Source organism: Candidatus Formimonas warabiya (genome assembly GCF_002777255.1).
In the GTDB taxonomy this organism is placed as follows: Bacteria; Bacillota; Dehalobacteriia; order Dehalobacteriales; family Dehalobacteriaceae; genus Formimonas; species Formimonas warabiya.
Map to the genome: position 1 here is coordinate 1,557,416 of NZ_CP017634.1, position 23,516 is coordinate 1,580,931.

Here is a 23,516-nt window from a genome sequence, read left to right on the forward strand (position 1 = left end):
AACCAAAATAATCTGTTATTTCAATTGGTTTTTGTAACTATAGTCATGTTTTTTCTTTATCAACCCATATACCGTTTCCGGATCGGCCGGCAAATGAAAAACACGTACACCCACGGCATCATATATTGCATTCATAATCGCCGGTGTGACGGCAATGGAAGTCGTTTCTCCAAACCCCTTGGCGCCAAAAGGCCCGCTTTCCTCTAAAACCTCTACCGGGGTAATACGGATCTCAGGCATGTCACTAGCTGTTGGTATTAAATAAGTCTGCAAATTTCTGGTTAGGGACTTGCCTTGTTTTGTCTGATAATTTTCCATCAAAGCATAGCCCATCCCCATCACCGTACCTCCCTCGACTTGTCCCTCATAACCTAATAGATTAATGACTTTCCCCGCATCGGGAAATACTTCTGTGACGATGACATCTGTCTTGCCTGTAAGCGTATTTACTTCCACCCCTACTACTTGAGTCAGGTAACCTTGGATATAATGCAAGCCGATATCATGGGTGATATCTGTCTCAGGCATGATCGCCGTTTCCACTACTTTTGCCTTTCCTTGCTTTTGCAACAATGGTACCAGATCAGACAGCATCACCTCTTGTCCGGATTCAGACCGGATTTTTTCACTGCAAAACGATACTTTATCGGCGGGAATGCCTAAAATTTCCGCCCCGGCACGAATTAATAACTCTTTCATTTTTCGGGCCGCTTTTATAACTGCATTTCCTGCAATGTAGGTAGTCCTTGAGGCTGTGCATGACCCGCCGTCAGGTGCTAATGACGTATCTCCATTCACGATCTTAATGTTTCTTATCTCAGTCCCCAACACCTCTGCACCAATAATTGCCAGAGTGGTCATGACGCCTTGCCCGATTTCCTCAGAACTTATCGCCAGGATGAAGGTACCGTCTTCTCTGATTTCCATTGATGCCGTGCTATGGTCAGGCAGCCCCTTCCCCAGCCCATTGGCATGCTGGCACATGGCAATTCCCACACCCCTTTTCATCCAAGGTTTTGTGGTCTGGCTTTTAAATGCGTGCCTATTTTTCCATAATTGAGCATCTTTTGCCGCCTCCAGCGTTTTCATGGCTCCTACACTAGCCGCAACCCGATGGCCGTGTGAATGTCTTTGTCCTGATTTGATACAATTTTTTTGCCGGATTTCGATCGGATCAATGCCCAGTTCATGGGCAATGATATCAACCTGGCTCTCCAGCGCAAAGTGCATTTGGTTATTGCCAAAACCTCTGAATTCACCGGAAATCAGATTATTGGTGTAGACACAATGCCCTTCAAGCTTAACATTGGGGAAGTAATAGGAACCGCAACAGTTTTCCAGTCCAAAAGACATAATCGCACCGCCTAAGGAAGCATAGGGACCGGTATCACAAAGTACATCTACTTCCTGAGCGAGAAATTCCCCCGTTGCCGATACAGCCGTGCGCATTTTAATATGAAAGGGCTGCCGTTTGATTCCTGTCATAAAAGACTCTTCCCTGGCCAAATGGATGAAAACCGGTCTATTTGTTTTCAGGGCGCCTAAAGCTAAGAGGGCTTGCACATTCAAATCATCTTTGCCGCCAAATCCGCCCCCCATGGGACTTGATATCACAATAATTTTTTCTTCCGGGAGATTAAGAATCTTGCCTAGCTGCTGCCGATCACGATAACCATACTGGGCAGGGCAATAGATTGTTACTCCCCCGTCTCCCTGAGGAACAGCGAACCCCCCTTCAGTTTCTATGAATGCATGTTCCTGCCAGGTAGTCGTATAATTTCTTTCTACAACCAAATATGCCCTCTTAAACGCAGTTTCAGGATCCCCTGCGACCGCTTTGTTATGGCGTAAAAGATTCCCCTTCTCATGAATCAGGGGGACACCGGGCTGCACGGCTTTTTCCGGTTCATCAATCACCTCGAGAGGATGGTAATCGACCTTGATATAGGCTAACGCCTGTGCTGCCTGCTGCTCCGTTTCTGCCACAACAAAGGCCACAGCATCGCCGAGAAACCGCACCTTTTTATCGCAAAGAACCGGTTGGTCCGGACATTCAATCCCAAACCCATTCAGGCCGGGAATATCTTGCGCCGTTAAAATACCATGAACGCCTTCTAGCGCTGATGCGTCATTGATATCAATCTTCTCAATCAGAGCATGAGGATATTTCGCCCTGAGAACCCTGCCTACTAGGGCATCCTTAAACTTATAATCCGTCATATATCGCAGTGCGCCGGTAGCCTTTTCCTCGCCATCAATACGCGATATTTTTTTACCGACAAATGAGTACATCATGAGAACCCCCTTTACCAGCGATCTAAACAATCATGGTTCAAACGTCCTATTCATTTAAAATTTATAAAACTCCCAAATCTGCCAGACACATATAGGTCAGGTTGGCCGCCATCTCTTTTCTATAATCAGCCGAAGCGCGTACATCAGATATGGGATGAACAGTCCTAAATATGATGGTTTTTACATCTTCCCACAACAGATTCTGATTTTGGTTCAGCGCTTCTTCTACTTCACGGGCACGGATGGGACGCGGGGCCAATGCGCCATAGGCAATTCTTTTATTCCCGCAACTATCTAGGACTACGGCGGCAGAAGCAATGGCAATGTTTAGGGCATTGCGCGTACCTAATTTTTTAAACATACCCTTCATAATTGAAGATTTAACCGGTATCCGGATTTCACTGATCATTTCGTCACTGCCTAAGGATACTTTTCCTGGGCCTAGTAATAAATCGTCCAAAGGTAGCTCTCTTGTTTTCGCCCTGCTGATTATTTGTACAACAGCATCTAAAGCAAGCAAAACCGGCAAGGTATCTCCCGCAGGAGAAGCGTTCACAATATTACCTCCGATCGTGCCTCTGTTGCGTATTTGCCTGCACCCTATTGTTTGGCAAGCCTGTGCTAATACAGGCACTGTATTGTTGACTACAGTTGATTGGCAAATTTGGGTATGGGTAACGAACGCCCCAATTTTCAATATCCCATTTTCCACGTTGATTTGACTTAACTCAGATTTTAGCATGGTTAAATCCATGATCATCTTGGGATGAATGAACCCATTTTTTAACCGCGGCAATACATCTGTCCCTCCTGCTAAAATCTGAATCTGATCTTTTCCGTCCTGTAAGATTTCTAAAGCATCTGACAATGTTTTGGGATTTTTGATTTCAAAAGCCGAAGGCAGCATCATATCCCCCCTTACAAAGAATTATTTTATTCATTCTCTTGGTTAGCAACCTTATGAATGGCCCGGAATATTTTTTCATAACCTGTACATCTACACAGGTTACCGGACAGAGCTTCTTTTACATCATCCAATGTGGGTTTTTTATTCTCAGACAGCAGCGCTTTTGCCGACATGATCATGCCTGGTGTACAATAACCGCATTGAATAGCTCCTTCAGAAATAAATGTCTTCTGAATGGGATCCAGTTCCGCACCATTTTTTAACCCTTCGGTAGTAGTCACCTGACAACCGTTTACCTGGGCAGCCAAAACCAAACAAGAATTCACTGCCTGTTCGTCTAAGATCACAGTACAGGCTCCGCATTCACCCTGACCGCAGCCTTCCCTGACACTTGTTAAATCGAATACCTCCCTTAGTAAATCAATCAGGCGCATCTCAGATTTCACTTCTGCTTCCACATCCCGCCCATTTAATTCAAATTTAATGAGCACAAGTATCCCCCCCTTTACAGACAAAATATTTTCAAAAATTAGCTGTCCTACGTGGCGACCCTGTCAATAGGGCTGCCCAAAAACCTGATTGGACAGCCCTCTGTTTTCAAATACTACTTCTTTTATATTATCAGAAAAATTAATTACTGGTTTGCTGATCAATAAATTCCACCTGAATGGCACCATTGATGATATCCTGTTCAATCTGCTCCATTTTATCTTGTACATCCTTGGGAACTAGTTTTTCTGCTTCGTGGTAAGGTGCTATTTTTAAAACACCGTCTTTCAACCCATAATTAATTACACCTGCTTTAAATTTACCGTCTTTGATATCTTTTAGCGTTAGCCTGATGGCGTCAGGAATACTTAATATCCCACTGCTTAACACAGTTCCAGGAGCAATATCGTTCTGGTCGGCTGAATAGCCAAGGGCGTAAGCCCCTTTTTCCTGAGCTCCTTTGATCACCCCTACTCCTGCCATACTGGCAATCGGCATGACGATGTCGGCCCCTTTGTTGATCATGGCGATCGCTGTTTCCTTAGCCTTATCGACATCATCCCAGCTTCCAATATATGAATCCAGTATTTCAACTTCCGGATTGACCAACCGTGCCCCTTGTTTAAATGCCTCTATGGGTGCAACAATAGGAGGAACCGGGGCGCCGCCAACAGCTCCGATCTTGTTACTTTTCGTCATCATTCCGGCTAGAGCCCCCATGAGATATCCAGTCTCCTCAGTCTTTAAATTAATGGAGGCCATATTAGGCTCCTGTCCCTGATTGCCCGATACAACAAGAAACTTCACATCAGGAAATTCTTTTGCCACTTTCAGAGCGCCATCTTGAAATTCAAAACCATGACCAATCACAATGTCATATCCTTGCATGGCATAATCCCTAAATGCTGCCTCATATTCAGCAAGGGGTACGCTTTCAGAATAGGCAACTTCAATGCCCAACTCTTTCTTTGAATCCATTAAACCCTGGTATGCACTGGCGTTATAGCCGCCGTCACTGATCGGTCCCGACATGAGCATGGCAACTTTTAAAGTTTTTGCGTCATTGGAAGTGTCTGCTGTATTTTCTTCACCGGTTGTTGAATTTTGGTTACTACCACAGCCAAAGGAAAAAATGAATAGCAAACAACAGATCAGAACCAATCCCATGGTCATATTTTTTTTCATCACTCATTCCCCCAATTAAAAATTTTATCTTTCCCCTTTAATGTAAGGTGTACCGTTACTGGCAGGTTGAACCGCTTTTCCGCCAAAACCAACTAGAACGATCAGGGTAAGTACATAAGGAATCATGAGAAAGAATTGAAATGGCAGGGCTAAGGCAGACTGCATCCTCAATTGAAAGGCATCTGCCAAGCCAAAAAATAATGACGCTGCTAAAACACCAACGGGCGTCCATTTGCCGAATACAACCGCGGCGAGAGCAATAAAGCCGCGGCCGGCAGTCATATTGTCGCCGAAAATACCCAGATTTCCTAATGCTAAGGAAACACCTCCCAGGCTGGCAAATATGCCGCATAACATAGCTGTATGCATCCGGTATCTGAATACGGATAACCCGGCTGAGTCGACAGCTCTGGGATATTCACCGCAAGCCCGGACCCGTAATCCCCAAGAAGTGTGGAAAAGAATGAGATGCACCACCGGGACCATCAATAACGCGGCATAAACAAGCATGTTTTGATGGAAAAGTGTGGGGCCTAAGAAAGGAATCTGGGAAAGTAATGGAATACTAACAGGTTTTAAAGTAGGTACTGATTGAGGCACAGCCGTAATGCCAAAAATAATTCGGAAAAAATAGCTTGTCACACCCAGACTGAAGATATTAATGGCAATCCCGGCCACAATTTGACTGGCGTGCAGTTTGTTTGTGAGAATGCCAAAAAAAAGATTCAGGACAAGGCCCCCAACTACACCTAAAATTAAGCCCATGACGACACTTTTTGTATAAAACGCCCCAATTACCGACCAAAAAGCACCAAAAAGCATCATCCCTTCTATGCCGATATTCACCACGCCGCTGCGTTCAGATAACATTCCCCCCAGCGCCGCCAGCAAAATGGGTATAGACATGCGTAGGGAAGCAGTCAGCAAATCAGCCAGAAAGCTTGTCTCCAAGCCGCTCATCTTTCATCCCTCCCCCCGCTTGCTTTTTTATCAGCTGTGTCGTATAAAAACTGCTCCCCACTACAAAAAGAATTACTAAGCCTTGGATGATAAAAACCAAAGACGTGGGCACTCCCAAAGCTCGCTGCATGATGGTTGTACCGTTTCTTAACGCCCCAAAAAAAATTCCCGCCAGCACCACACCAACCGGATGGGTTTGTCCCAGCAAGGCCACAGCCACTGCCTGATAGCCGTAACCGGAGGAAAAGTTATCAAACAGGCGCTGGGTAAGTCCTGATACTTCCCCGACTCCGGCCAGGCCGGCCAAACCTCCACTGATAAACATCGCAATTAAGATATTTTTCTCCACAGAAATTCCGGAAAAACGGGCTGCTTCAGGATTGACACCAACCGCTCGGATATTAAACCCGCTTACTGTTTTCCACAAAAAAACATAAACAAAAATTGTGGCGATTATGGCCAATAATACCCCGCCATGCAATCTAGTCCCCGGTACTAAAACACTAAAAATGGCGCTTGGGGGAAATTGACTGCTTTGCGGAAAAATACTTCCGGGCTCCCTTAACGGTCCGTAGACGAAGATCCCCACCAAGTAAATACCAATGTAATTGAGCATAATTGTCGTAATTAATTCATTCACCTTATAATGGGTTTTCAACCATCCCGCGATCAAGGCCCAAATACCTCCTGACATAAAGCCCGCCATAATGACCAGGGGTAAATGCAAAAAAATGGGTAAATTTAGTTTAACTGCTACAAATGTAGCCCCTAAAGCTCCTAAAAATATTTGGCCTTCTCCGCCAATATTATAAACCCCGCACCGAAAAGCAAAACTCATGCCCAGGCCGGCTAAGACTAAGGGCAGTGATTTAATCATAGATTCTGTCAAACCTATTCTGGTGGCAAACGCCCCTTTAAAAATTTCATAATAAACGGTCAAAGGATTTACCTTCGCTAAAAGGATAAAAAAAGCGCCGACCAAAAAGGCAAGGAGAATCGATAAAATCGGTACGAATACAATGAGCAATTTTTCATTTCTCACCGGTAAAAAAATGCGCAGTCTATCACGCTTCAAAGGCTACTTCACCTCCCGGGCCCAATTATTGGTCATCCAATAGCCAATTTCCTCAACCTTAGCGCTTTCGATCCTCACTTGTCCGGTAATTTCCCCTTCAAAAATTACGGCTATGCGATCACTTAAACACATAATCTCATCAAGTTCTGTGGAGATTAACAGGATAGCGCATCCTTTATTCCGTTGATCCATGAGATATTTATGAATAACCTCCGTTGCCCCAATGTCTAAACCCCTTGTGGGCTGAACAGCAATTAAGAATTTAGGATTTCTGGTGATTTCCCGGGCCAGTACTATTTTTTGTTGATTTCCTCCCGACAAGGAGCGCGCCTTTGTTTTACACGACGGCGTCTTGATAGAAAAATCTTGCATCATCTCCAGCGCATGTTTCTTCACAGCCTTCCAATTTACCCAACCTTTAGAAGAGAACTTCTTTTTATTGATGTCGGTTAAGACCAGGTTTTCGTCTACACCCATGTCCAAAGCAAGAGCCTGTTTATGCCTGTCCTCGGCAACAAAGGAAATCCCCCGGGCGATTCTCTCCTTTGTGGAAATAGCAGTAATATCAAACTGATTAAAAAAAATCTTGCCGGTGAGGGGCCTTACTCCAATGAGAGCTTCTGCCAGTTCCTTCTGACCGTTCCCGTCAACTCCGGCAATTCCTAATATTTCACCGGGAAAAACCTTTAAAGACAGATTCTTAATCGCTTTCAAACGTTTATCATTTAGCACGCTAATATTTTGCATTTCCGCAACCGGCTTCGTTTCAGCGGGGAGAGATTCCCGGGAAAAGCTTTTCGTCACAGTCCGGTCCACCATTTTCTTTGACAAGAACTGTTCATCGACTTCATCTCTTTGATAAGTACCGACGATACGGCCATCCTTAAGAACAGAGATTCTATCCGCAACAGAAAGAACTTCCCGTAATTTATGGGTAATTAAAATAATCGTTAAACCCTGCTCGACAAAACATTTTAACGTGTGGAACAGGTCGTCTACTTCTTGTGGTGTCAAAACAGCGGTTGGTTCATCTAAGATTAAAATCCCCACCTGCCGGTAAAGGGCTTTAATGATTTCTACTCTTTGCTGGGAGCCAACTGAAATTTGCCAAACAGGAGTGGAGGGATTTACCGCCAGCTTATACCTTTCCGATATTTCCGCGATTTGGTTAAGAACCTGTTTTTGGTCTAACAATAATCCTTTCGTGGATTCCACTCCTAGAATAATATTCTCCCACACAGACAAAGCCCCGGCTAAAGCATAATGCTGCTGAACCATGCCGATCCCATGTTTGATCGCTTCTTTTGGAGAAGTAATGTGAACTTTTTGTTGATTAATGAATATTTCACCCTCGTCAGGCTGATACAACCCATAAAGAATATTCATTAATGTGGTTTTACCCGCCCCATTTTCACCAAGAAGGGCATGAATCATTCCCTTCTCAACAACCAAATCAACATGATCAACGGCTTTTACGCCCGGAAATCGCTTAGATATATTGCGCATTTCAATGAAAGCCAATGTTTGACCCTTCCTTCATAAGAACAAAATTGTTTTATGATGAGATTCTTGATGCGTTGGTACAGAGAATTACTACTTCCGTACGAAATGTGGTGGAAAATCAGCTAAACAAACGGGAAAAGATTTTTTAGGAAAGAAAATAGATGTGATGACTGGTGCAAGTAAGGTTTCAGTTTATGTATCATGTATCATGTATCAATGATTACAGAGTTTAAATTTCTCATAGGTGCATAAAATTCCTTGTGATTTATTCACAAAATACTGATTCATAAATTCATTCTTTTTGTAACAATATGCAAGATCCTTTTCCTTCCTTTCAAATATCAGGTGCCTGAGAAATCAAAACTCCAGCAGCAAAATCACCACCGGAGTTTAAAAAGCAAGGGTATTTATTAAATCAGTCATCATTTATTTTGTTTTCTGCCAAAATAAGGGGATGCAATTTAAAGGCGATTAAAAGACTCAACCTATCTTCTTCTGATCTCAGATTTATTTTACATATTTTTTCAATTGTCTGTAAGCGATAGCGCACGCTATTGGGATGTAAAAACATTTGTTTCGCTGTTAAACTATAATTGCAGCTATTTGCTAAAAATAATTTTAAGGTATCCGTCAATTCAGTATTATTTTCTTGATCAAACCTGATGATGGGTTCAAGGTAACTATGATAAAATATAATGGACTAAGAAAACTAGACAACAAAACAGCCTGATTTAAAGTGTATAATGAGGTATGCGAAAAACATTTACAGGAGAATTTAAAGCCAAGGTTGTACTGGAAATTCTAAAGGAAGAAAAATCCATATCCCAGCTTGCTGCCGAATATGAAGTACATCCAAATCAGCTGTCTAGTTGGAAGAAAGAAGCAATTGAAGGGCTCCCTCAGATACTTGCAGATGGACGCAGGAAGGATGACGAAAAAGAAGATCTAAAAAAGCAAGTGCAAGATCTGTATACCCAGCTTGGAGAGGTCACCGCCCAATTCAATTGGCTTAAAAAAAAATCTGGGATCGACCCTGCCAAGAAGTGAACGGATTGCCCTTGTAGATTTTGACGATCCCGAAATGTCCGTTTTTGTGCAAGCTCAAATGCTTTCTCTCAATCGGAGCAGTCTTTACTATAAACCAGTTCCACCATCAGAAGAGGAAATTCGGCTTAAGCATGCCATTGACGAAATTTATACTAAATCACCCTATTTCGGTTCGAGAAGTATTACGACGGTCTTAAAACGAGAGGGACACTTGGTTAGTCGGTCAACGGTTCAAAAATATATGCGTGAAATGGGCTTGGTTGCAATACATCCTGGTCCTAACCTCAGCAAAAGAAACCATGAACATAAGGTTTATCCATACCTACTTAGAAATATTACCGCCAGTTATCCAAACCATATTTGGGGAACTGATATTACCTATGTCCGCTTACGACGCGGCTGGCTTTACCTTGTAGCATTTCTGGACTGGTATTCACGTTACGTGGTTTCATGGGAATTAAGTGATAACCTTGAAGTTGATTTTGTTCTTTCCGCATTGGAAGCAGGTCTAAAAATCGGAAAACCTGTAATTGCCAATAGCGATCAGGGTAGCCAATTTACATCCAGACGATATATAGATACGCTGATAAATAGTAGCATCCAAATTAGCATGGACGGAAGAGGCCGGGCATTAGATAACATTTTCACAGAACGATTATGGAGATCTGTTAAGTACCAAGAAATATATATTAATGATTATGCAAGCCCTAGAGAAGCCAGGTATGGTATTGGAAGATATCTTGAAAGCTACAACACATACCGGCCACACCAAGCATTGAAGGAACTTACTCCGGCAGAAGTTTACTTTAAAAAATGACTTCTTAAAACCCTGGAAGGGCTCTGCCCCTCCAAACCACCCCGCCCTCGCCGGGAGGCAACCGGTCTGTTATGAACAGACCGGAAACAAAAGGGTCTTGCTGATCAACATGTCAAGGGCAAGCAGCTTCGCTGTCGGCAAAGCCGACCCTTGACATAATATCTAATCCAGTGGAAATAATTAACGGAATTACCAATACGTTTTTAAATAAACTTACAATTATATACAATTATCAAGGAGCGAAAGGTGGTGTGAATACACCTTAAACAGGGTCAAAAAATTGTCTTGACAAAGTAGTCCACCATAAAATATTCTCAATTCGTCCGGTGATTGAGCGGCAAAAAGGATCCTGTAAAAACCTAACTTTTCGAACTGAAAAATTTTTTCAGTTGATCCCAGTGCTATGCCGATTTCTACCGCATGTTTGGCTTCATGAAAACTTTTTTGAAATTGTTTAAAGGTACTGGTCCGGCCAATTCCGATATAAAAATCTAGATTTGATAATTTATTTTTTAATAAAGATAGAAGCTCTTCCGGTAATTGATGATGACTATTTATCTCTGTGGGAACTAGAGCGACAATACCACTACATAAGGTTGCCACAATGATATTGGTTTTAAACTTACTATTAAGATAGCTGTTAATAATCTCAATGATATCTATATGGAAATTATCCAGATTCCCTTTTATTTTAAAGTAGAATATTTTAGCTTCCCTAGGTAAAATCAAGCTTAAGGATTTAGCTCCGACTACTGCCTCTTCCTTTGTTTTGATTTGCCCATTCAGCAAATGTTCAATATACTGGCTGATGTACTTTTGCTGTTCCTGTTCAATTAAATTTAGTCTTTTTACTTCCACTTTGCATGCCATGGCAGCAAAATCCATTAAAAGATAGTCGTTATTATCAAAAGCTCTATCTCTCTTAAACAAAAACAGGTTGCCTTTTATTCTATTCCGGCACCTTAATTCCACACCAATCCATTCAAATAATTCCTCATCATATTCCCAACTATATCGATATATTTGTTCTTGTAATCCACTGTAATTTTCATTCAACAATAAAATTTCAAAATTTGACTTGTTATCAAGAAAATTTGCCGGCAGAAAATTCATGGGATACTCCAATTTGTTTTCATCATAAAATAATGCCACAGAGAAACCCGTCCATGTGCTAAGCAGTTTGGCTATACCTTGTAAACCATCATCATCAGCGCTTTTTAAAAATTGTTCATATACTTTTTCTTTTCGAATAAAAGCCATGTTTTTATGCAACAGCAAATTGCTCATTAAAAACTCCAGCAGATCCGCATAGGCATATTGGTTTGATAAAGAGATAATGGGCAAACCGACTTCATCCGCTTTTTTTTTCATGATTTCAGGAAGTATATAATTAAAAAACCTTAATTTAATACCCAAAGCAGCAACTTTTTTTTCCGCCAATTTTTCAATCACCAGCAGTTGATCTTCCGGGTTATTCAACAAACTATAGGCAGTGGTAACTACTAAAGCTCCTTCTTTCATATATTTGTATCCGTCCGGTGCATCCAGCACATTCACAGAGGTTACTTTATGACAAAGTCCTTGTTCCCCGGCCAATACTTCTGATTCTCTAAAGAAATCGGAATTCAGCAATTCCTGAAGAATTATTTCCATAGGGCAACCTCCTCAACATTATGCTTTTGAATGCATTACGTTTAAAACCTGATTTTGGCTAGGTATAAAATAATACATAGACTATTCCACATTTTTTTTAAGCATCCTGCAAATTCTAAAACATTCAAAATCCTTTCCCTATTTATTTCTTTTTTACGAACTTCTTTATTTCAATACAATCTTTGACGGGGCAAATCGTACTGCATAAGTTACATCCACGGCATCTCCTGGAATTAATAACCGGCAATTTGTCCATATCTAGTTCAATTGCTTGAAAGCCGTTGTCCCGGCATGATATATAGCAAGCGCCGCACTTGATACATTGATGTTTATTGATCGTGCAAGACACTTGAAATTCGCTGTCCTGAAAATCATGGGACGTTCTCTTTATATAAGGTAATGACTTACCAACGAGCTGCTCTAGATTGGTAAAACCCTTTTGATCTAAATATTGTTTCATCCCTTCTATTAAATCACGAATAATTCCGTATCCACTTTTCATAACCTCTGAACAAACCTGTAGGCTCTTTGCTCCAACCAGTATAAACTCTACAGCATCCTGCCACTTTGAAATACCCCCGGCAGCACCTATGCTAATATCCACAGTTTGGGCTATTTCTCCTACGCACCTCAGTGCAATGGGTTTGATCGCATAGCCCGACAGCTCTCCGAAAACGGAAGAACCATTCACGTTCGGATATGGTATAAAGTTATCGATATCTATCCCAATTAAACTTTTTATGGGATTTATCGCCGTTATTCCATTGGCCCCACTATTTTTTATGGATTGTGCAGCATAAGGAATATCAGTAAATAGAGGCGGTATTTTAATGATCACCGGGATACTTTTACTCACCTCTCTAATTCGTTGGATCATCCTACAAATTGCCTGAACATAGTCAATTCCATTTAAGCGGAAAGTATTTAAACTGCATTCAATGATATCGGTACCGGCAGTTTCTAATCGTCTTATTAATCCTTCTATATTTTCGTTCAAATTAACTTCGATGTTTGCAATAATTACTTTATCAGGATAGGCTCTTTTTAAGATCTTAATTTCCCCCTGTACAGCATCAATATGTTGTTGAACATCATCTATCCTCTGCACTGCTATTAATTTGCCTTCTTCACTATAATATCCTGAGATTATTGGACTATTTAATTTCCTGTTTGCTAAGTCCAAAGATGTGGTCCTGATCACAGCTCCTCCCCAGCCCAAATCAAAAGCTCTACCCAGCATTTCTGTAGAATTAGAACATATCGATGTTGATAATATAAACGGATTACAAAACTTAATATCACAAAAATGAATAGATAAATCAGCCATTTTTCTCCCCCATATTTTATAAATAGTGTTCTCTACATTGATTAAAGATCCAAAATTACATTTATGATTTAAATTAACCTTTGACAACTTATACAAAACTTCATGTAATAATCCACTGAAATTTTACATTAATTCAATTGATCTTAATTCTTCACAAAATAAAATTACTTTTTTTAGTTAAATCTTATGCACAGATAAAAAAGCAGTCTAATCATTTTTTGATTAGACTGCGCTCAAAGCCTGATATGATTGTAATTCACGGTTAGCAAGCGGCAACAACTATGGTGGACTACTTTGTCAAGACAATTTTTTGACCCTGTTTAAGGTGTATTCACACCACCTTTCGCTCCTTGATAATTGTATATAATTGTAAGTTTATTTAAAAACGTATTGGTAATTCCGTTAATTATTTCCACTGGATTAGATATTATGTCAAGGGTCGGCTTTGCCGACAGCGAAGCTGCTTGCCCTTGACATGTTGATCAGCAAGACCCTTTTGTTTCCGGTCTGTTCATAACAGACCGGTTGCCTCCCGGCGAGGGCGGGGTGGTTTGGAGGGCAGAGCCCTTCCAGGGTTTTAAGAAGTCATTTTTTAAAGTAAACTTCTGCCGGAGTAAGTTCCTTCAATGCTTGGTGTGGCCGGTATGTGTTGTAGCTTTCAAGATATCTTCCAATACCATACCTGGCTTCTCTAGGGCTTGCATAATCATTAATATATATTTCTTGGTACTTAACAGATCTCCATAATCGTTCTGTGAAAATGTTATCTAATGCCCGGCCTCTTCCGTCCATGCTAATTTGGATGCTACTATTTATCAGCGTATCTATATATCGTCTGGATGTAAATTGGCTACCCTGATCGCTATTGGCAATTACAGGTTTTCCGATTTTTAGACCTGCTTCCAATGCGGAAAGAACAAAATCAACTTCAAGGTTATCACTTAATTCCCATGAAACCACGTAACGTGAATACCAGTCCAGAAATGCTACAAGGTAAAGCCAGCCGCGTCGTAAGCGGACATAGGTAATATCAGTTCCCCAAATATGGTTTGGATAACTGGCGGTAATATTTCTAAGTAGGTATGGATAAACCTTATGTTCATGGTTTCTTTTGCTGAGGTTAGGACCAGGATGTATTGCAACCAAGCCCATTTCACGCATATATTTTTGAACCGTTGACCGACTAACCAAGTGTCCCTCTCGTTTTAAGACCGTCGTAATACTTCTCGAACCGAAATAGGGTGATTTAGTATAAATTTCGTCAATGGCATGCTTAAGCCGAATTTCCTCTTCTGATGGTGGAACTGGTTTATAGTAAAGACTGCTCCGATTGAGAGAAAGCATTTGAGCTTGCACAAAAACGGACATTTCGGGATCGTCAAAATCTACAAGGGCAATCCGTTCACTTCTTGGCAGGGTCGATCCCAGATTTTTTTTTAAGCCAATTGAATTGGGCGGTGACCTCTCCAAGCTGGGTATACAGATCTTGCACTTGCTTTTTTAGATCTTCTTTTTCGTCATCCTTCCTGCGTCCATCTGCAAGTATCTGAGGGAGCCCTTCAATTGCTTCTTTCTTCCAACTAGACAGCTGATTTGGATGTACTTCATATTCGGCAGCAAGCTGGGATATGGATTTTTCTTCCTTTAGAATTTCCAGTACAACCTTGGCTTTAAATTCTCCTGTAAATGTTTTTCGCATACCTCATTATACACTTTAAATCAGGCTGTTTTGTTGTCTAGTTTTCTTAGTCCATTATAAACCTTTCCCAAAACCTCTCCGATGGGTTCATAAATAGCCAGGTGCGCTCTTCTGTCGGCCGGGCTTTTTGATTTGTTGATCAGCACCAGTTTCTTGCCCCGGTAATAATTAATCAGTCCTGCCGCAGGATAGACGACGAGAGATGTGCCGCCGATAATCAGCATATCCGCTTTGCTGATATATTCTGCCGATCGTCTCATGGTTTCGTCATTTAACGGCTCCTCGTACAGCACAACATCCGGTTTGATCATACCGCCGCAGGAACAATGGGGCACGCCCTTGGCATGTTTGATATCCTCAAGACGATACGGTTTTCCGCACACCATGCAAAAATTCCGGTGGACACTCCCGTGCAGTTCAAAGACATTTTTGCTCCCTGCCGCCTGATGAAGACCGTCTATGTTCTGTGTCACAACAGCCTTCAGCTTTCCTCTTTGTTCCAGATCTGCCAGGGCAAGATGCGCCTTGTTGGGCTTTGCATCGGTAAAAAGCATTTTTTCCCGATAAAACTGATAGAATTCATCCGGGCATTTCATGAAGAAGCTGTGACTTAAAATGGTTTCCGGCGGGTACTTATAGCGTTGATGATAAAGGCCGTCCACGCTTCGAAAATCAGGAATTCCGCTTTCGGTGGATACCCCTGCTCCGCCGAAGAACACGATATTCTCGCTCTCTTCAATCATCTTCCTAAGCTTTTCAAGCATATATCCTCCACTCCCTTTTAGCTGTACACACAGGGGTGTTCCATGATTCTTTCCCCTGCCTTATTTCAACAGCATCCTCTTAAGCGTTAAGCCTGTTCTTTTAATATTCTATCTCTATTATCGTCAGATTACAATTAACAGAAATGTAAGGATATTTATGGATGGACCGCAGGCCTGGTATACTGCTATTTTTTATTTTGCCAGTTCCCATAAGGATGCGGCATATATCTTGGTAATTTTTACTAAGTTGTCTATCGATATGAATTCATTTTTTTGATGGGCTAATTCTTTTTCACCGGGAAATACAGGACCAAAGGCAATCATATTTTTAGCCGCCCTGGCATATGTTCCCCCGCCAATAATCATCGGCCCGCTTTGATGGTCATTAGTGGCTTCTGCATATGCGTGCAGCAGCTTTCGCACGAGAAAATGCTCTTCCGGAAAATAAATGGGCGGATCGTGGTCAGTTTGCTCAACTGTAATTCCGGTTCCTTCCAAAGCATGCCAGATTCCGTCCCTTACCTGATCAACTTTGGTTGTGATGGGATATCTAATGTCAACGGTTACCGCAACCCCTTGCGTATTACAGTCAATGATTCCCACATTTAGAGTTAACTTTCCGGATAACGCATCACGAAAGCCGCAGCAAATAGATTCCCCGTGATGTTCTAATCCGATCTTTTCATGATATATCCTGATAAAATCACCCAGGTCATCCCTGATCACGCCAAGCTCGTTTAAGAACAGCATCAGCAAAGAAATCGCATTGATGCCATCTTCCGGCATACTGGCATGTGATGATTCCCCCTTCATCACGAAAACTATTTCTTTCCCATTCTGTTCAGACTTTAAACAGTTCCCAAACTTTTTATTAAACTCTTCGACCCGTTCGTTTATCAATACTTCCTGCCCCGCTACCACCTCTAACACAGCCGTGCATAAATCCGGAACCTGGTTTACCGCCTCCCCGCCTTTAATAGACTTAATTTTAATATTACCGGACATGGGGCGGGCAAATTGCTTTTTTAACTTCAATACCAGAATACCCTTTTCGCCATTGATCACAGGAAAATTTCCATCAGGGGTAAAACCAATATCAAATGCCGGCTCTTTTGATAAATAGTACTTCATTCCCGCAAAACTGGTTTCTTCGTCGGTTCCGAAGACAATCCTGATCTTCTTGCTGCTTTTTATCCCTGATTCTTTGATCGCCTTTAATGCATAGAGTGCCGCTACCGCCGGTCCCTTATCATCTACCGCACCTCTCCCATAGATCCTGCCATCATGAATCTCTCCTGCAAAAGCCGGGAAAATCCAATCTTCTCCTCCCGGCACCACATCCACATGAACCAGCACGCCCACAGTTTCCTTGCCATGCCCGTATTCAGCATGACCTGCATAGCCATCTACATTTTTAGTCGTAAAACCAAAACGATCTGCCAGTGCCAGTACATACATCAGTGCTAAATAAGGCCCTCTACCGAAAGGCATGCCCGGTTCAGGATTCCCCTGAACACTCTTTATTCTGATCAGATCCTGTGTTGATTGAATTAAAGAATCCTGAAAGCGGTCGACTATTTTTTCCAGTTCCACACCATTCACTCCTCTTATTTAATGACACTTTAAAGGCACCTGTATTTCTCACTTAAATTCCACTCGGCTATTTCCCGTTCCGGCGGCGCTTCAAAGGTCTTTACCCTTGACGTCTTCCAATTAAACCGATCCCGCATTTCCCTGAGGTAACCGGCATATTTAACTGCGGCTATGACAGGATCAATCACAGGAACATCCAGATATTTCTGAAGCTCCTCATAAAAGCCCACCTGCATGGTACAACCCAATATAATGACCTCCGCCCCATCGACCTCAACTGCTTCTTTGGCTTTTTGTTTTAACATGCCGATTGTTTTTGCTTCATCGGCATGGAAATCAAGAACGCCAAGGTTTAAAGATTTAAAAGAAGCAAGCCTTTCTTTATATCCATAGTACTGAATATTTTCCATCATCCTGGGAATATGTTTTTCCCGCCCTACTAAAACAGAGAACTTATGTCCTAACAATGTGGCCAGACTAAAAGATGATTCTGCAGGTGCCGTTACCACAGCCCTTTTCACAATTTCCCTTGCCGCATAGAGTCCAGGGTCATAGAAACATCCGATGACACAGGCATCGTAATTATTATCATCCAGTTTTTTAATTAAATGCAAGAGGTCAGGAATAATCACCGACTCATAGTACCTGTACTCCAGATGCAGAGGCCCCCGATCCAGGTGAAAATACTCTATGGCATCACCATTCCCGGTTATTTTTTTTAATTCCTCAATAAGTAACGGGGTGGCACCTTCCGGCCCGATCGGATCAATATACGCGATCTTAGACATAATCATCTCACCTCATCAGAACAGATTTTACTATCAAAGCTTTTATTTAAACCAACTTTATGATGTTAACTGGCAGTATCTAGGTTGTTTAATTAGTTTAACATTGTGTCCTTCTTTCCTTTGTGGTAATTATAAAAAAACAATGTGATTATTGTAATTATTTTATCATTAGGAAACACCTGTCACTTCATGAATTCCCGGACAAATATTGAATAAAATAAAAAAATTATCCGTTGTTTTTGTGATAATTACAATGATGTATGATTTTTTATTCAATATAATTAAAGTTGTAAAAATTCATTCGATTATTCTAGAAAATAAAAATCTTCTCCAAAGAAGAGAAGAAAATTTTATCTTAAGGAGGTTAGGCCTTATGTCGTTTTTGTACGAATATGAATTAGGCAAAGCAGCGGATGTTTTAGTGAGGGAATTGCTTAAACTTAAGGAAGGGGAGACTTTTATCATTACAGCCGATACCAAGAGCGATAAACGGGTTGTTGACGCTACGGCTCGTGCGGCATTTTCTGCCGGCGCTAAACCCATGGTCATATGGACCTGTACACCCCCTGGAACCGGGGCTATGACAGATGACTGGCTACCTTCCAAGGCTTTAAGAGGTGCCTTGCTTCAGGCCGACGCCTGGGTGGAATTTAATAGTATGTATCTTTATTATTCCGAAACATACCACATTGTGATGAAACAAAATAAAAATATGAGATTCTTATGTCTTCCCGGTATGCATGTCGATGTTTTTGTCCGGCTCTTTGCCCAGGTCGATCATCAGGCGTTAGCTGCATTCTTGATAAAAGTGACTGAAATGACCAAAAAAGCCAAAAAGGTGAGGCTTACTACGCTTATGGGGGAAGACGTAGAATTTGAAAACCATCCTGAATGGCCCATCGGCTGCGACACCGGTTATGCAGAGGTCCCCGGCACCTACCAGATGGCCGGCCAAATTGGTTGGTCGCCCAATTTTGATACAGTCAATGGAGTAATTGTTTTTGACGGTTCTTTAGTGCCGCAAATCGGCATCGTGAGCCAACCGGTAAAAGTGTATGTAGAAAACGGTACGATCACCAAATTCGAAGGGGGAAAAGAAGCGAAAGAATGGGAGAACTTCATGAGAAGCTTTAATCATCCCCAAATGTTGCGCGTATCCCATGTCTGCTATGGGTTCCACCCTGGTGCTAAATTAACAGGCCAGATCGGAGAGGATGAACGTATTTGGGGGTGCACCCAGTGGGGCTTTGGCGCTGTCGCCAGTGACATGGTCCCTCCGGACGGTATTCCGGCCCCATCTCATACCGACGGCGTAACCTTAAATACTTCAGTTTGGCTCGATGGACAACAAATAACGGATAACGGCCGGTTGGTTGATCCGGAACTAATCGAACTGGCAAAAAAACTGGGCATGAAATAAGCTTATTGTTTTAGAAGGGTGGTAATGTGAAAATGGACCAAGAATATTCACTGCAAAAAGCCGCCGACACGCTCGTCTTAGAACTTTTTGAAATACGTCCGGGTGAAACTTTTGTCATAACTACTGATACGGAAAGTGATGAACGCGTAGTAGAAGCTACTGCCCGTGCCGCTGCTAGTGCGGGTGCCAAAGTGATGGTGGTTGTCATTCCGGCTCCCCACGGGGTGAGTCTAGCGGCCGATCCGATGTTACCGGTAGAATCTCTGATCGGGATTCTTAAACATGCGGATGCCTGGGCGGAATTTAATAAAAAATGGTTGCTTTATTCTACTCCCTACAATGAAACAATGAAGCAAAATCAACAAATCAGGCATATGTGTTTAACCGGAGCAACGGTTAGTACCATGGTAAACTGTGTGGGGAAAGTCAATTATCCCGTCCTGAAACAATTCGGCGATAAATTAACGCAAAAAATCATCCAGGCAAAGCAGGTGCGGATGACTTCTTCCCAAGGAGAGGATATTTCCTTTGAAAATGTGGCGGGGCGGCCGGTTTTTTGTGACCTTGGCTATGCAAATGACCCCGGCACCCATATGTTGGCCGGCCAAATCTCATGGACACCCGACTTGGAGAGCATCAATGGGGTAATTGTTCTAGATGGGTCAATTGCCCCCGGGATCGGATTGGTGAAAAGGCCGGTAAAAATATGTGTGCGCAATGGAGTGATCACTTCCATTGAGGGGGGACAAGAAGCAAAAATGTATGAGCAGTGGCTAAGAGGATTTAATCACCCGCAAATGTTGTCAGTCGCCCATACCGGCCTGGGATTCAATCCGGGTGCTATGTTATGGGGTGACATTATTCAAGATCAAAGGGTATGGGGATCTACTACTTGGGGATTTGGCAGTATCGGGCCGGACCTGTTTCCTCCCTCCGGAAAACCGGGACCTTCCCACTCCGACGCTGTTTCTTTAAACACTTCAATCATACTTAACGGCAATGATGTTATTAAAGAGGGCGAAGTCATCGATGATGAATTAAAAGGTTTGGCCAGTCAATTGAAAAGAGTTGGTTAAAAAGCAGACAGGGGGACGGTTCTGTCGACCGTCCCCCTGTCTGCCCCCGCGTCTGCTTTATTGCAACAAGTGGCACGCAGCACAGTGGCCATTTCCCAAATCCGCGGTCAACGGCTCTGATTTTTTACACACATCCCTTGCTTTTTTGCATCTGCCGTGGAACCGGCACCCAGCCGGCGGATTTATGGCACTGGGCACATTCCCTTCCAAGACGCTGAGGGAGTCAATTCCCTTTTTAGTAATGTCGGGTATCGCCTTAAACAAAGCTTCGGTATAAGGATGTACCGGGTTTCGGAAGACCTCCTGGGAATTACCGTACTCAACTACCTTACCCAGGTACATTACGGCAATCTTATCTGCCAAATAATTTACCACGCTTAAATCGTGTGAGATCAGGATATATGTGAGGCCCAGCTGAGACCGAAAATCCTTCAACAGGCTGAGAATTTGCGCCTGGGATAGTAAATCTATGGAGGAAGTAGGCTCGTCTAAGATCACTAATTTAGGGTTTAGGGCGAGCGCCCTGGCGATGGCAATTCTCTGTCTTTGGCCCCCGCTGAATTCATGGGGGTATTTGAAAGCATCTTTTTTGAATAGGCCTACCTGTTCCAGTAGAACCTCTACCCTTTTAAGGAGCTCTTCTCCCTCGATTTTCTCATGGACCTTGATGGGCTCACCAATAATATCTATCACGAGAAACCTGGGATCCAGGGACCAAAAAGGATCCTGAAATACGATCTGAATGTCCTTCCGTGTCTTTCGCAGCTCATTTTTACTTAAGCCAAACAAATCTTTACCATCAAATATGACCTGGCCGGAGGTGGGTTCATGAAGGTTTAAGATGGTATTTACCAGAGTTGTTTTCCCGCAGCCTGATTCCCCGACCAAGCCCAGAACCTCCCCTTTCGTCAGGGAAAAGGAGACATTGTCAACCGCTTTCACCCAAGCAGCAGGCTTAGAGAAGAACCCTTTTTTCACAGGAAAATATTTCACTAAGGATTTTACCTCTAAAATATGATTGCTCACGTCAGCGCACCTCCTTACCGGCTTTAAGGCATGATGCATAGTGGGTCCCCATGACCAACTCCAGTTTAACCGCTTTTAATTTACACTCTTCTTTCTTCTCGGCACACACATGGTAATAGGGACATGTTTGGGAATCAGCTTCTTCATCATGAGAAGAAAAATGCTTCCTTTCCATAAGTTGTTCGTCTTTTTTAGGTATGGCATTGATAAAGGCTGCCGTATAAGGGTGCAGCGGTTTGTGCAGCACCTCTTCCACCGTACCCATTTCCACGATTTTCCCCCGGTACAGGATGGCAACCCTTTCGCAGACAGCGGAAACTAACCCTAAGTTATTCGCGATAAAAATAATGGTGATATTCAACTGACGCTGCAAGTCTTTAATCAGCCTGAGAATGCCGGCTTGAATGGTGACATCCAGATTTCTCGTCGGCTCATCGGCGATCATTAGTTCCGCCCCGCAGGAAAGGGCAATGGCAATGATCACCCGTTGTCTCTGACCGCCGCTTAATTCATGCGGGTATTTCTTCATGATATCACCGGCATCAGGAAGCTTAACTAAATCCAGCATTTCCCCTGCTTTTTTCGCTGCCTCTTTTTTGTTTAACCCCTGATGATGGCGGATCACCTCCGTAATCTGTTCCCCCACGGTAAATACCGGATTGAGGGTTGACATGGGGTCTTGAAAAATCAGGGAAATTTTTTTGCCCCGAATCTTTTGCATCTCCTTTTCTTTCTTCGCCAGCAAATCCTCGTGATGGAATAAGATTTGACCCCTTGAAATCACTCCGGGAGGCACGGCTAAAAGTTTTAAGATGGTCAGGGCCAGAACCGTCTTTCCTACACCGCTTTCCCCTACGACACCGAAAGTTTCCCCTTTCTGGATACTTAACCTTTCAATATCCAGGACATTTTTTTCCCCGTCAAAGGTCTTATAGTCAATCTTTAAATTACGAATGGAGAAATAATCATCCATGACTGCTCAACTCCTATTTATTTCTGGTCTTAGGATCCAATATCTCCCTTAACCCGTCTCCTAAAAGGTTAAAGGCCAAAACGGTAATAAATATGGCCATACCGGGGAAAATACTGTACCACCAGGAATCCAGGAAGTAATTCCTGCTTGTGCTGACCATTAATCCCCATTCCGGCTGCGGAGGTTGAGCGCCCAGGCCCAGGTAGCTCAGGGAAGCTATCGTCAATATTACTCCCCCAATATCCATAGATGCTTGGACGATTACAGGTCCCAAACAATTGGGCACGATATGTTGGCATATGATCTTATAGTCAGGGGCACCGATTGATTTAGCAGCTTTGACAAACTGCCTTTCTTTAATAGAAACAGCCTGCCCTCTGATCAAGCGCGTATACCAGGGCCACCAGGAGACCGCGATGGCAATAATAGCATTGTGTAAGCTGGGTCCTAAAAATGCGGCGATGGTAATAGCGAGCAACAAGGAAGGAAAACTTAAAAATATATCGGTGACGCGCATGATCAGCTCATCAACAAACCCGCCAAAATATCCGGCCATGGCGCCGAGAGGCACGCCGATGAGCAGGGCAATGCCGACAGCAATCAGCGACGTTTGCAATGAGATCTGGGTGCCGATTAAAACCCGGAGGAATATATCCCTGCCCATGTCATCGGTGCCAAATAGATGATCCCATGAGGGAGGCAACAGTTTGTACTGAGGATCTGTTGCCGAAGCCATGTGCGCTAATGAGGGAAATGCCACGGGGACGATTACGGCGATGGCCACTAAGATGATAATCGTGATAAATGCCACCCGGGTTAGTTTATTCTTATTTAATAAGTGTACGGACAGTCTTACCTCTTTTAGTCTTGCCAACAGGGCTTTGTAGGAAAAAAGACGCTTGATGATGTGACCCACCCC

20 protein-coding genes are annotated in these 23,516 nt (G+C 42.8%); 3 read left to right on the plus strand and 17 right to left on the minus strand.

Going from position 1 to position 23,516, the window contains the following annotated elements:
- Window positions 1–15 precede the first annotated feature (15 nt).
- The 8 genes from DCMF_RS07420 to DCMF_RS30450 all read right to left on the minus strand — a co-directional run bounded on the left by DCMF_RS07420 (window position 16) and on the right by DCMF_RS30450 (window position 9,048).
- Window positions 16–2,295, minus strand: a complete 2,280-nt coding sequence (locus DCMF_RS07420) for a xanthine dehydrogenase family protein molybdopterin-binding subunit (RefSeq protein ID WP_148133844.1) — start codon at window positions 2,293–2,295, stop codon at window positions 16–18.
- Window positions 2,296–2,356: 61 nt separating this feature from the next.
- On the minus strand, window positions 2,357–3,205 hold the full coding sequence (locus tag DCMF_RS07425) for an FAD binding domain-containing protein (RefSeq protein ID WP_148133845.1): 849 nt from the start codon (window positions 3,203–3,205) through the stop codon (window positions 2,357–2,359).
- Between the two features lie 23 nt (window positions 3,206–3,228).
- Window positions 3,229–3,693, minus strand: a complete 465-nt coding sequence (locus DCMF_RS07430; RefSeq protein ID WP_148133846.1) for a (2Fe-2S)-binding protein — start codon at window positions 3,691–3,693, stop codon at window positions 3,229–3,231.
- 139 nt (window positions 3,694–3,832) lie between these two features.
- Complete coding sequence (locus DCMF_RS07435; RefSeq protein ID WP_148133847.1) at window positions 3,833–4,876, minus strand: BMP family protein; 1,044 nt, start codon at window positions 4,874–4,876, stop codon at window positions 3,833–3,835.
- Window positions 4,877–4,900: 24 nt separating this feature from the next.
- Complete coding sequence (locus tag DCMF_RS07440) at window positions 4,901–5,836, minus strand: ABC transporter permease (RefSeq protein WP_148133848.1); 936 nt, start codon at window positions 5,834–5,836, stop codon at window positions 4,901–4,903.
- Window positions 5,805–6,911: an ABC transporter permease gene (locus DCMF_RS07445; protein ID WP_148133849.1), complete on the minus strand. Its 1,107-nt coding sequence runs from the start codon at window positions 6,909–6,911 to the stop codon at window positions 5,805–5,807. The genes DCMF_RS07440 and DCMF_RS07445 overlap by 32 nt, the downstream gene beginning before the upstream one ends.
- A gap of 3 nt (window positions 6,912–6,914) precedes the next feature.
- Window positions 6,915–8,432, minus strand: coding sequence for an ABC transporter ATP-binding protein (locus DCMF_RS07450; RefSeq protein ID WP_214659177.1), 1,518 nt, complete (start codon window positions 8,430–8,432; stop codon window positions 6,915–6,917).
- Window positions 8,433–8,829: 397 nt separating this feature from the next.
- A complete protein-coding gene (locus tag DCMF_RS30450; RefSeq protein WP_214659178.1) occupies window positions 8,830–9,048 on the minus strand; it encodes a helix-turn-helix domain-containing protein in 219 nt (72 codons plus the stop codon).
- A gap of 116 nt (window positions 9,049–9,164) precedes the next feature.
- Between DCMF_RS30450 and DCMF_RS07460 the strand changes: the two genes are divergently transcribed.
- A protein-coding gene (locus DCMF_RS07460; RefSeq protein ID WP_148133300.1) for an IS3 family transposase occupies window positions 9,165–10,278 on the plus strand; the annotation gives its coding sequence in 2 pieces (ribosomal slippage) (window positions 9,165–9,434 and window positions 9,436–10,278; 1,113 coding nt in all).
- Window positions 10,279–10,497: 219 nt separating this feature from the next.
- On the opposite strand, the gene DCMF_RS07465 is transcribed toward DCMF_RS07460, so the two are convergent.
- From DCMF_RS07465 to DCMF_RS07490, 6 genes are all read right to left on the minus strand, one after another.
- Complete coding sequence (locus DCMF_RS07465) at window positions 10,498–11,931, minus strand: PucR family transcriptional regulator ligand-binding domain-containing protein (RefSeq protein ID WP_148133851.1); 1,434 nt, start codon at window positions 11,929–11,931, stop codon at window positions 10,498–10,500.
- A 142-nt stretch (window positions 11,932–12,073) separates the two neighbouring features.
- Window positions 12,074–13,258, minus strand: coding sequence for an NAD-dependent dihydropyrimidine dehydrogenase subunit PreA (gene preA, locus DCMF_RS07470; protein ID WP_148133852.1), 1,185 nt, complete (start codon window positions 13,256–13,258; stop codon window positions 12,074–12,076).
- Window positions 13,259–13,843: 585 nt separating this feature from the next.
- A protein-coding gene (locus tag DCMF_RS07475) for an IS3 family transposase (RefSeq protein WP_148133300.1) occupies window positions 13,844–14,957 on the minus strand; the annotation gives its coding sequence in 2 pieces (ribosomal slippage) (window positions 13,844–14,686 and window positions 14,688–14,957; 1,113 coding nt in all).
- A gap of 20 nt (window positions 14,958–14,977) precedes the next feature.
- Entirely contained in the window at window positions 14,978–15,721 is a 744-nt protein-coding gene (locus DCMF_RS07480; RefSeq protein WP_148133853.1) for an NAD-dependent protein deacylase, read from the minus strand.
- Between the two features lie 192 nt (window positions 15,722–15,913).
- Window positions 15,914–17,314 carry a dipeptidase PepV gene (gene pepV / locus DCMF_RS07485; protein ID WP_148133854.1) on the minus strand — a complete coding sequence of 467 codons (1,401 nt, stop codon included), beginning with the start codon at window positions 17,312–17,314 and terminating at the stop codon, window positions 15,914–15,916.
- 29 nt (window positions 17,315–17,343) lie between these two features.
- Entirely contained in the window at window positions 17,344–18,102 is a 759-nt protein-coding gene (locus DCMF_RS07490) for an aspartate/glutamate racemase family protein (protein WP_148133855.1), read from the minus strand.
- A 373-nt stretch (window positions 18,103–18,475) separates the two neighbouring features.
- On the opposite strand from DCMF_RS07490, the gene DCMF_RS07495 reads away from it, so the two are divergent.
- Together DCMF_RS07495 and DCMF_RS07500 are read left to right on the plus strand one after the other, a co-directional pair.
- A complete protein-coding gene (locus tag DCMF_RS07495; RefSeq protein ID WP_148133856.1) occupies window positions 18,476–19,522 on the plus strand; it encodes a 2,5-dihydroxypyridine 5,6-dioxygenase NicX family protein in 1,047 nt (348 codons plus the stop codon).
- 32 nt (window positions 19,523–19,554) lie between these two features.
- A complete protein-coding gene (locus DCMF_RS07500) occupies window positions 19,555–20,598 on the plus strand; it encodes a 2,5-dihydroxypyridine 5,6-dioxygenase NicX family protein (protein WP_148133857.1) in 1,044 nt (347 codons plus the stop codon).
- Between the two features lie 57 nt (window positions 20,599–20,655).
- On the opposite strand, the gene DCMF_RS07505 is transcribed toward DCMF_RS07500, so the two are convergent.
- The 3 genes from DCMF_RS07505 to nikC are packed head-to-tail and all read right to left on the minus strand — an operon-like array spanning window position 20,656 to window position 23,513.
- Window positions 20,656–21,624: an ABC transporter ATP-binding protein gene (locus DCMF_RS07505; RefSeq protein WP_148133858.1), complete on the minus strand. Its 969-nt coding sequence runs from the start codon at window positions 21,622–21,624 to the stop codon at window positions 20,656–20,658.
- Window position 21,625: 1 nt separating this feature from the next.
- Entirely contained in the window at window positions 21,626–22,597 is a 972-nt protein-coding gene (locus tag DCMF_RS07510) for an ABC transporter ATP-binding protein (protein ID WP_148133859.1), read from the minus strand.
- Window positions 22,598–22,610: 13 nt separating this feature from the next.
- Window positions 22,611–23,513 (minus strand): nickel transporter permease, encoded by a 903-nt coding sequence (gene nikC / locus DCMF_RS07515; protein WP_236860213.1) that lies wholly within the window; start codon window positions 23,511–23,513, stop codon window positions 22,611–22,613.
- Between the last annotated feature and the right edge of the window lie 3 nt (window positions 23,514–23,516).

Excerpts from the sequence above, each read along its gene's own strand:
- DCMF_RS07510 (WP_148133859.1), bottom strand. The coding sequence starts at position 22,597 with ATGGATGATTATTTCTCCATTCGTAATTTAAAGATTGACTATAAGACC.
- DCMF_RS07440 (WP_148133848.1), bottom strand. The coding sequence starts at position 5,836 with ATGAGCGGCTTGGAGACAAGCTTTCTGGCTGATTTGCTGACTGCTTCC.
- DCMF_RS07435 (WP_148133847.1), bottom strand. The coding sequence starts at position 4,876 with ATGAAAAAAAATATGACCATGGGATTGGTTCTGATCTGTTGTTTGCTA.
- DCMF_RS07500 (WP_148133857.1), top strand. The coding sequence starts at position 19,555 with ATGGACCAAGAATATTCACTGCAAAAAGCCGCCGACACGCTCGTCTTA.
- DCMF_RS07465 (WP_148133851.1), bottom strand. The coding sequence starts at position 11,931 with ATGGAAATAATTCTTCAGGAATTGCTGAATTCCGATTTCTTTAGAGAA.
- DCMF_RS07420 (WP_148133844.1), bottom strand. The coding sequence starts at position 2,295 with ATGATGTACTCATTTGTCGGTAAAAAAATATCGCGTATTGATGGCGAG.
- preA (WP_148133852.1), bottom strand. The coding sequence starts at position 13,258 with ATGGCTGATTTATCTATTCATTTTTGTGATATTAAGTTTTGTAATCCG.
- DCMF_RS07480 (WP_148133853.1), bottom strand. The coding sequence starts at position 15,721 with ATGCTTGAAAAGCTTAGGAAGATGATTGAAGAGAGCGAGAATATCGTG.
- DCMF_RS07490 (WP_148133855.1), bottom strand. The coding sequence starts at position 18,102 with ATGTCTAAGATCGCGTATATTGATCCGATCGGGCCGGAAGGTGCCACC.
- DCMF_RS07425 (WP_148133845.1), bottom strand. The coding sequence starts at position 3,205 with ATGATGCTGCCTTCGGCTTTTGAAATCAAAAATCCCAAAACATTGTCA.
- DCMF_RS07495 (WP_148133856.1), top strand. The coding sequence starts at position 18,476 with ATGTCGTTTTTGTACGAATATGAATTAGGCAAAGCAGCGGATGTTTTA.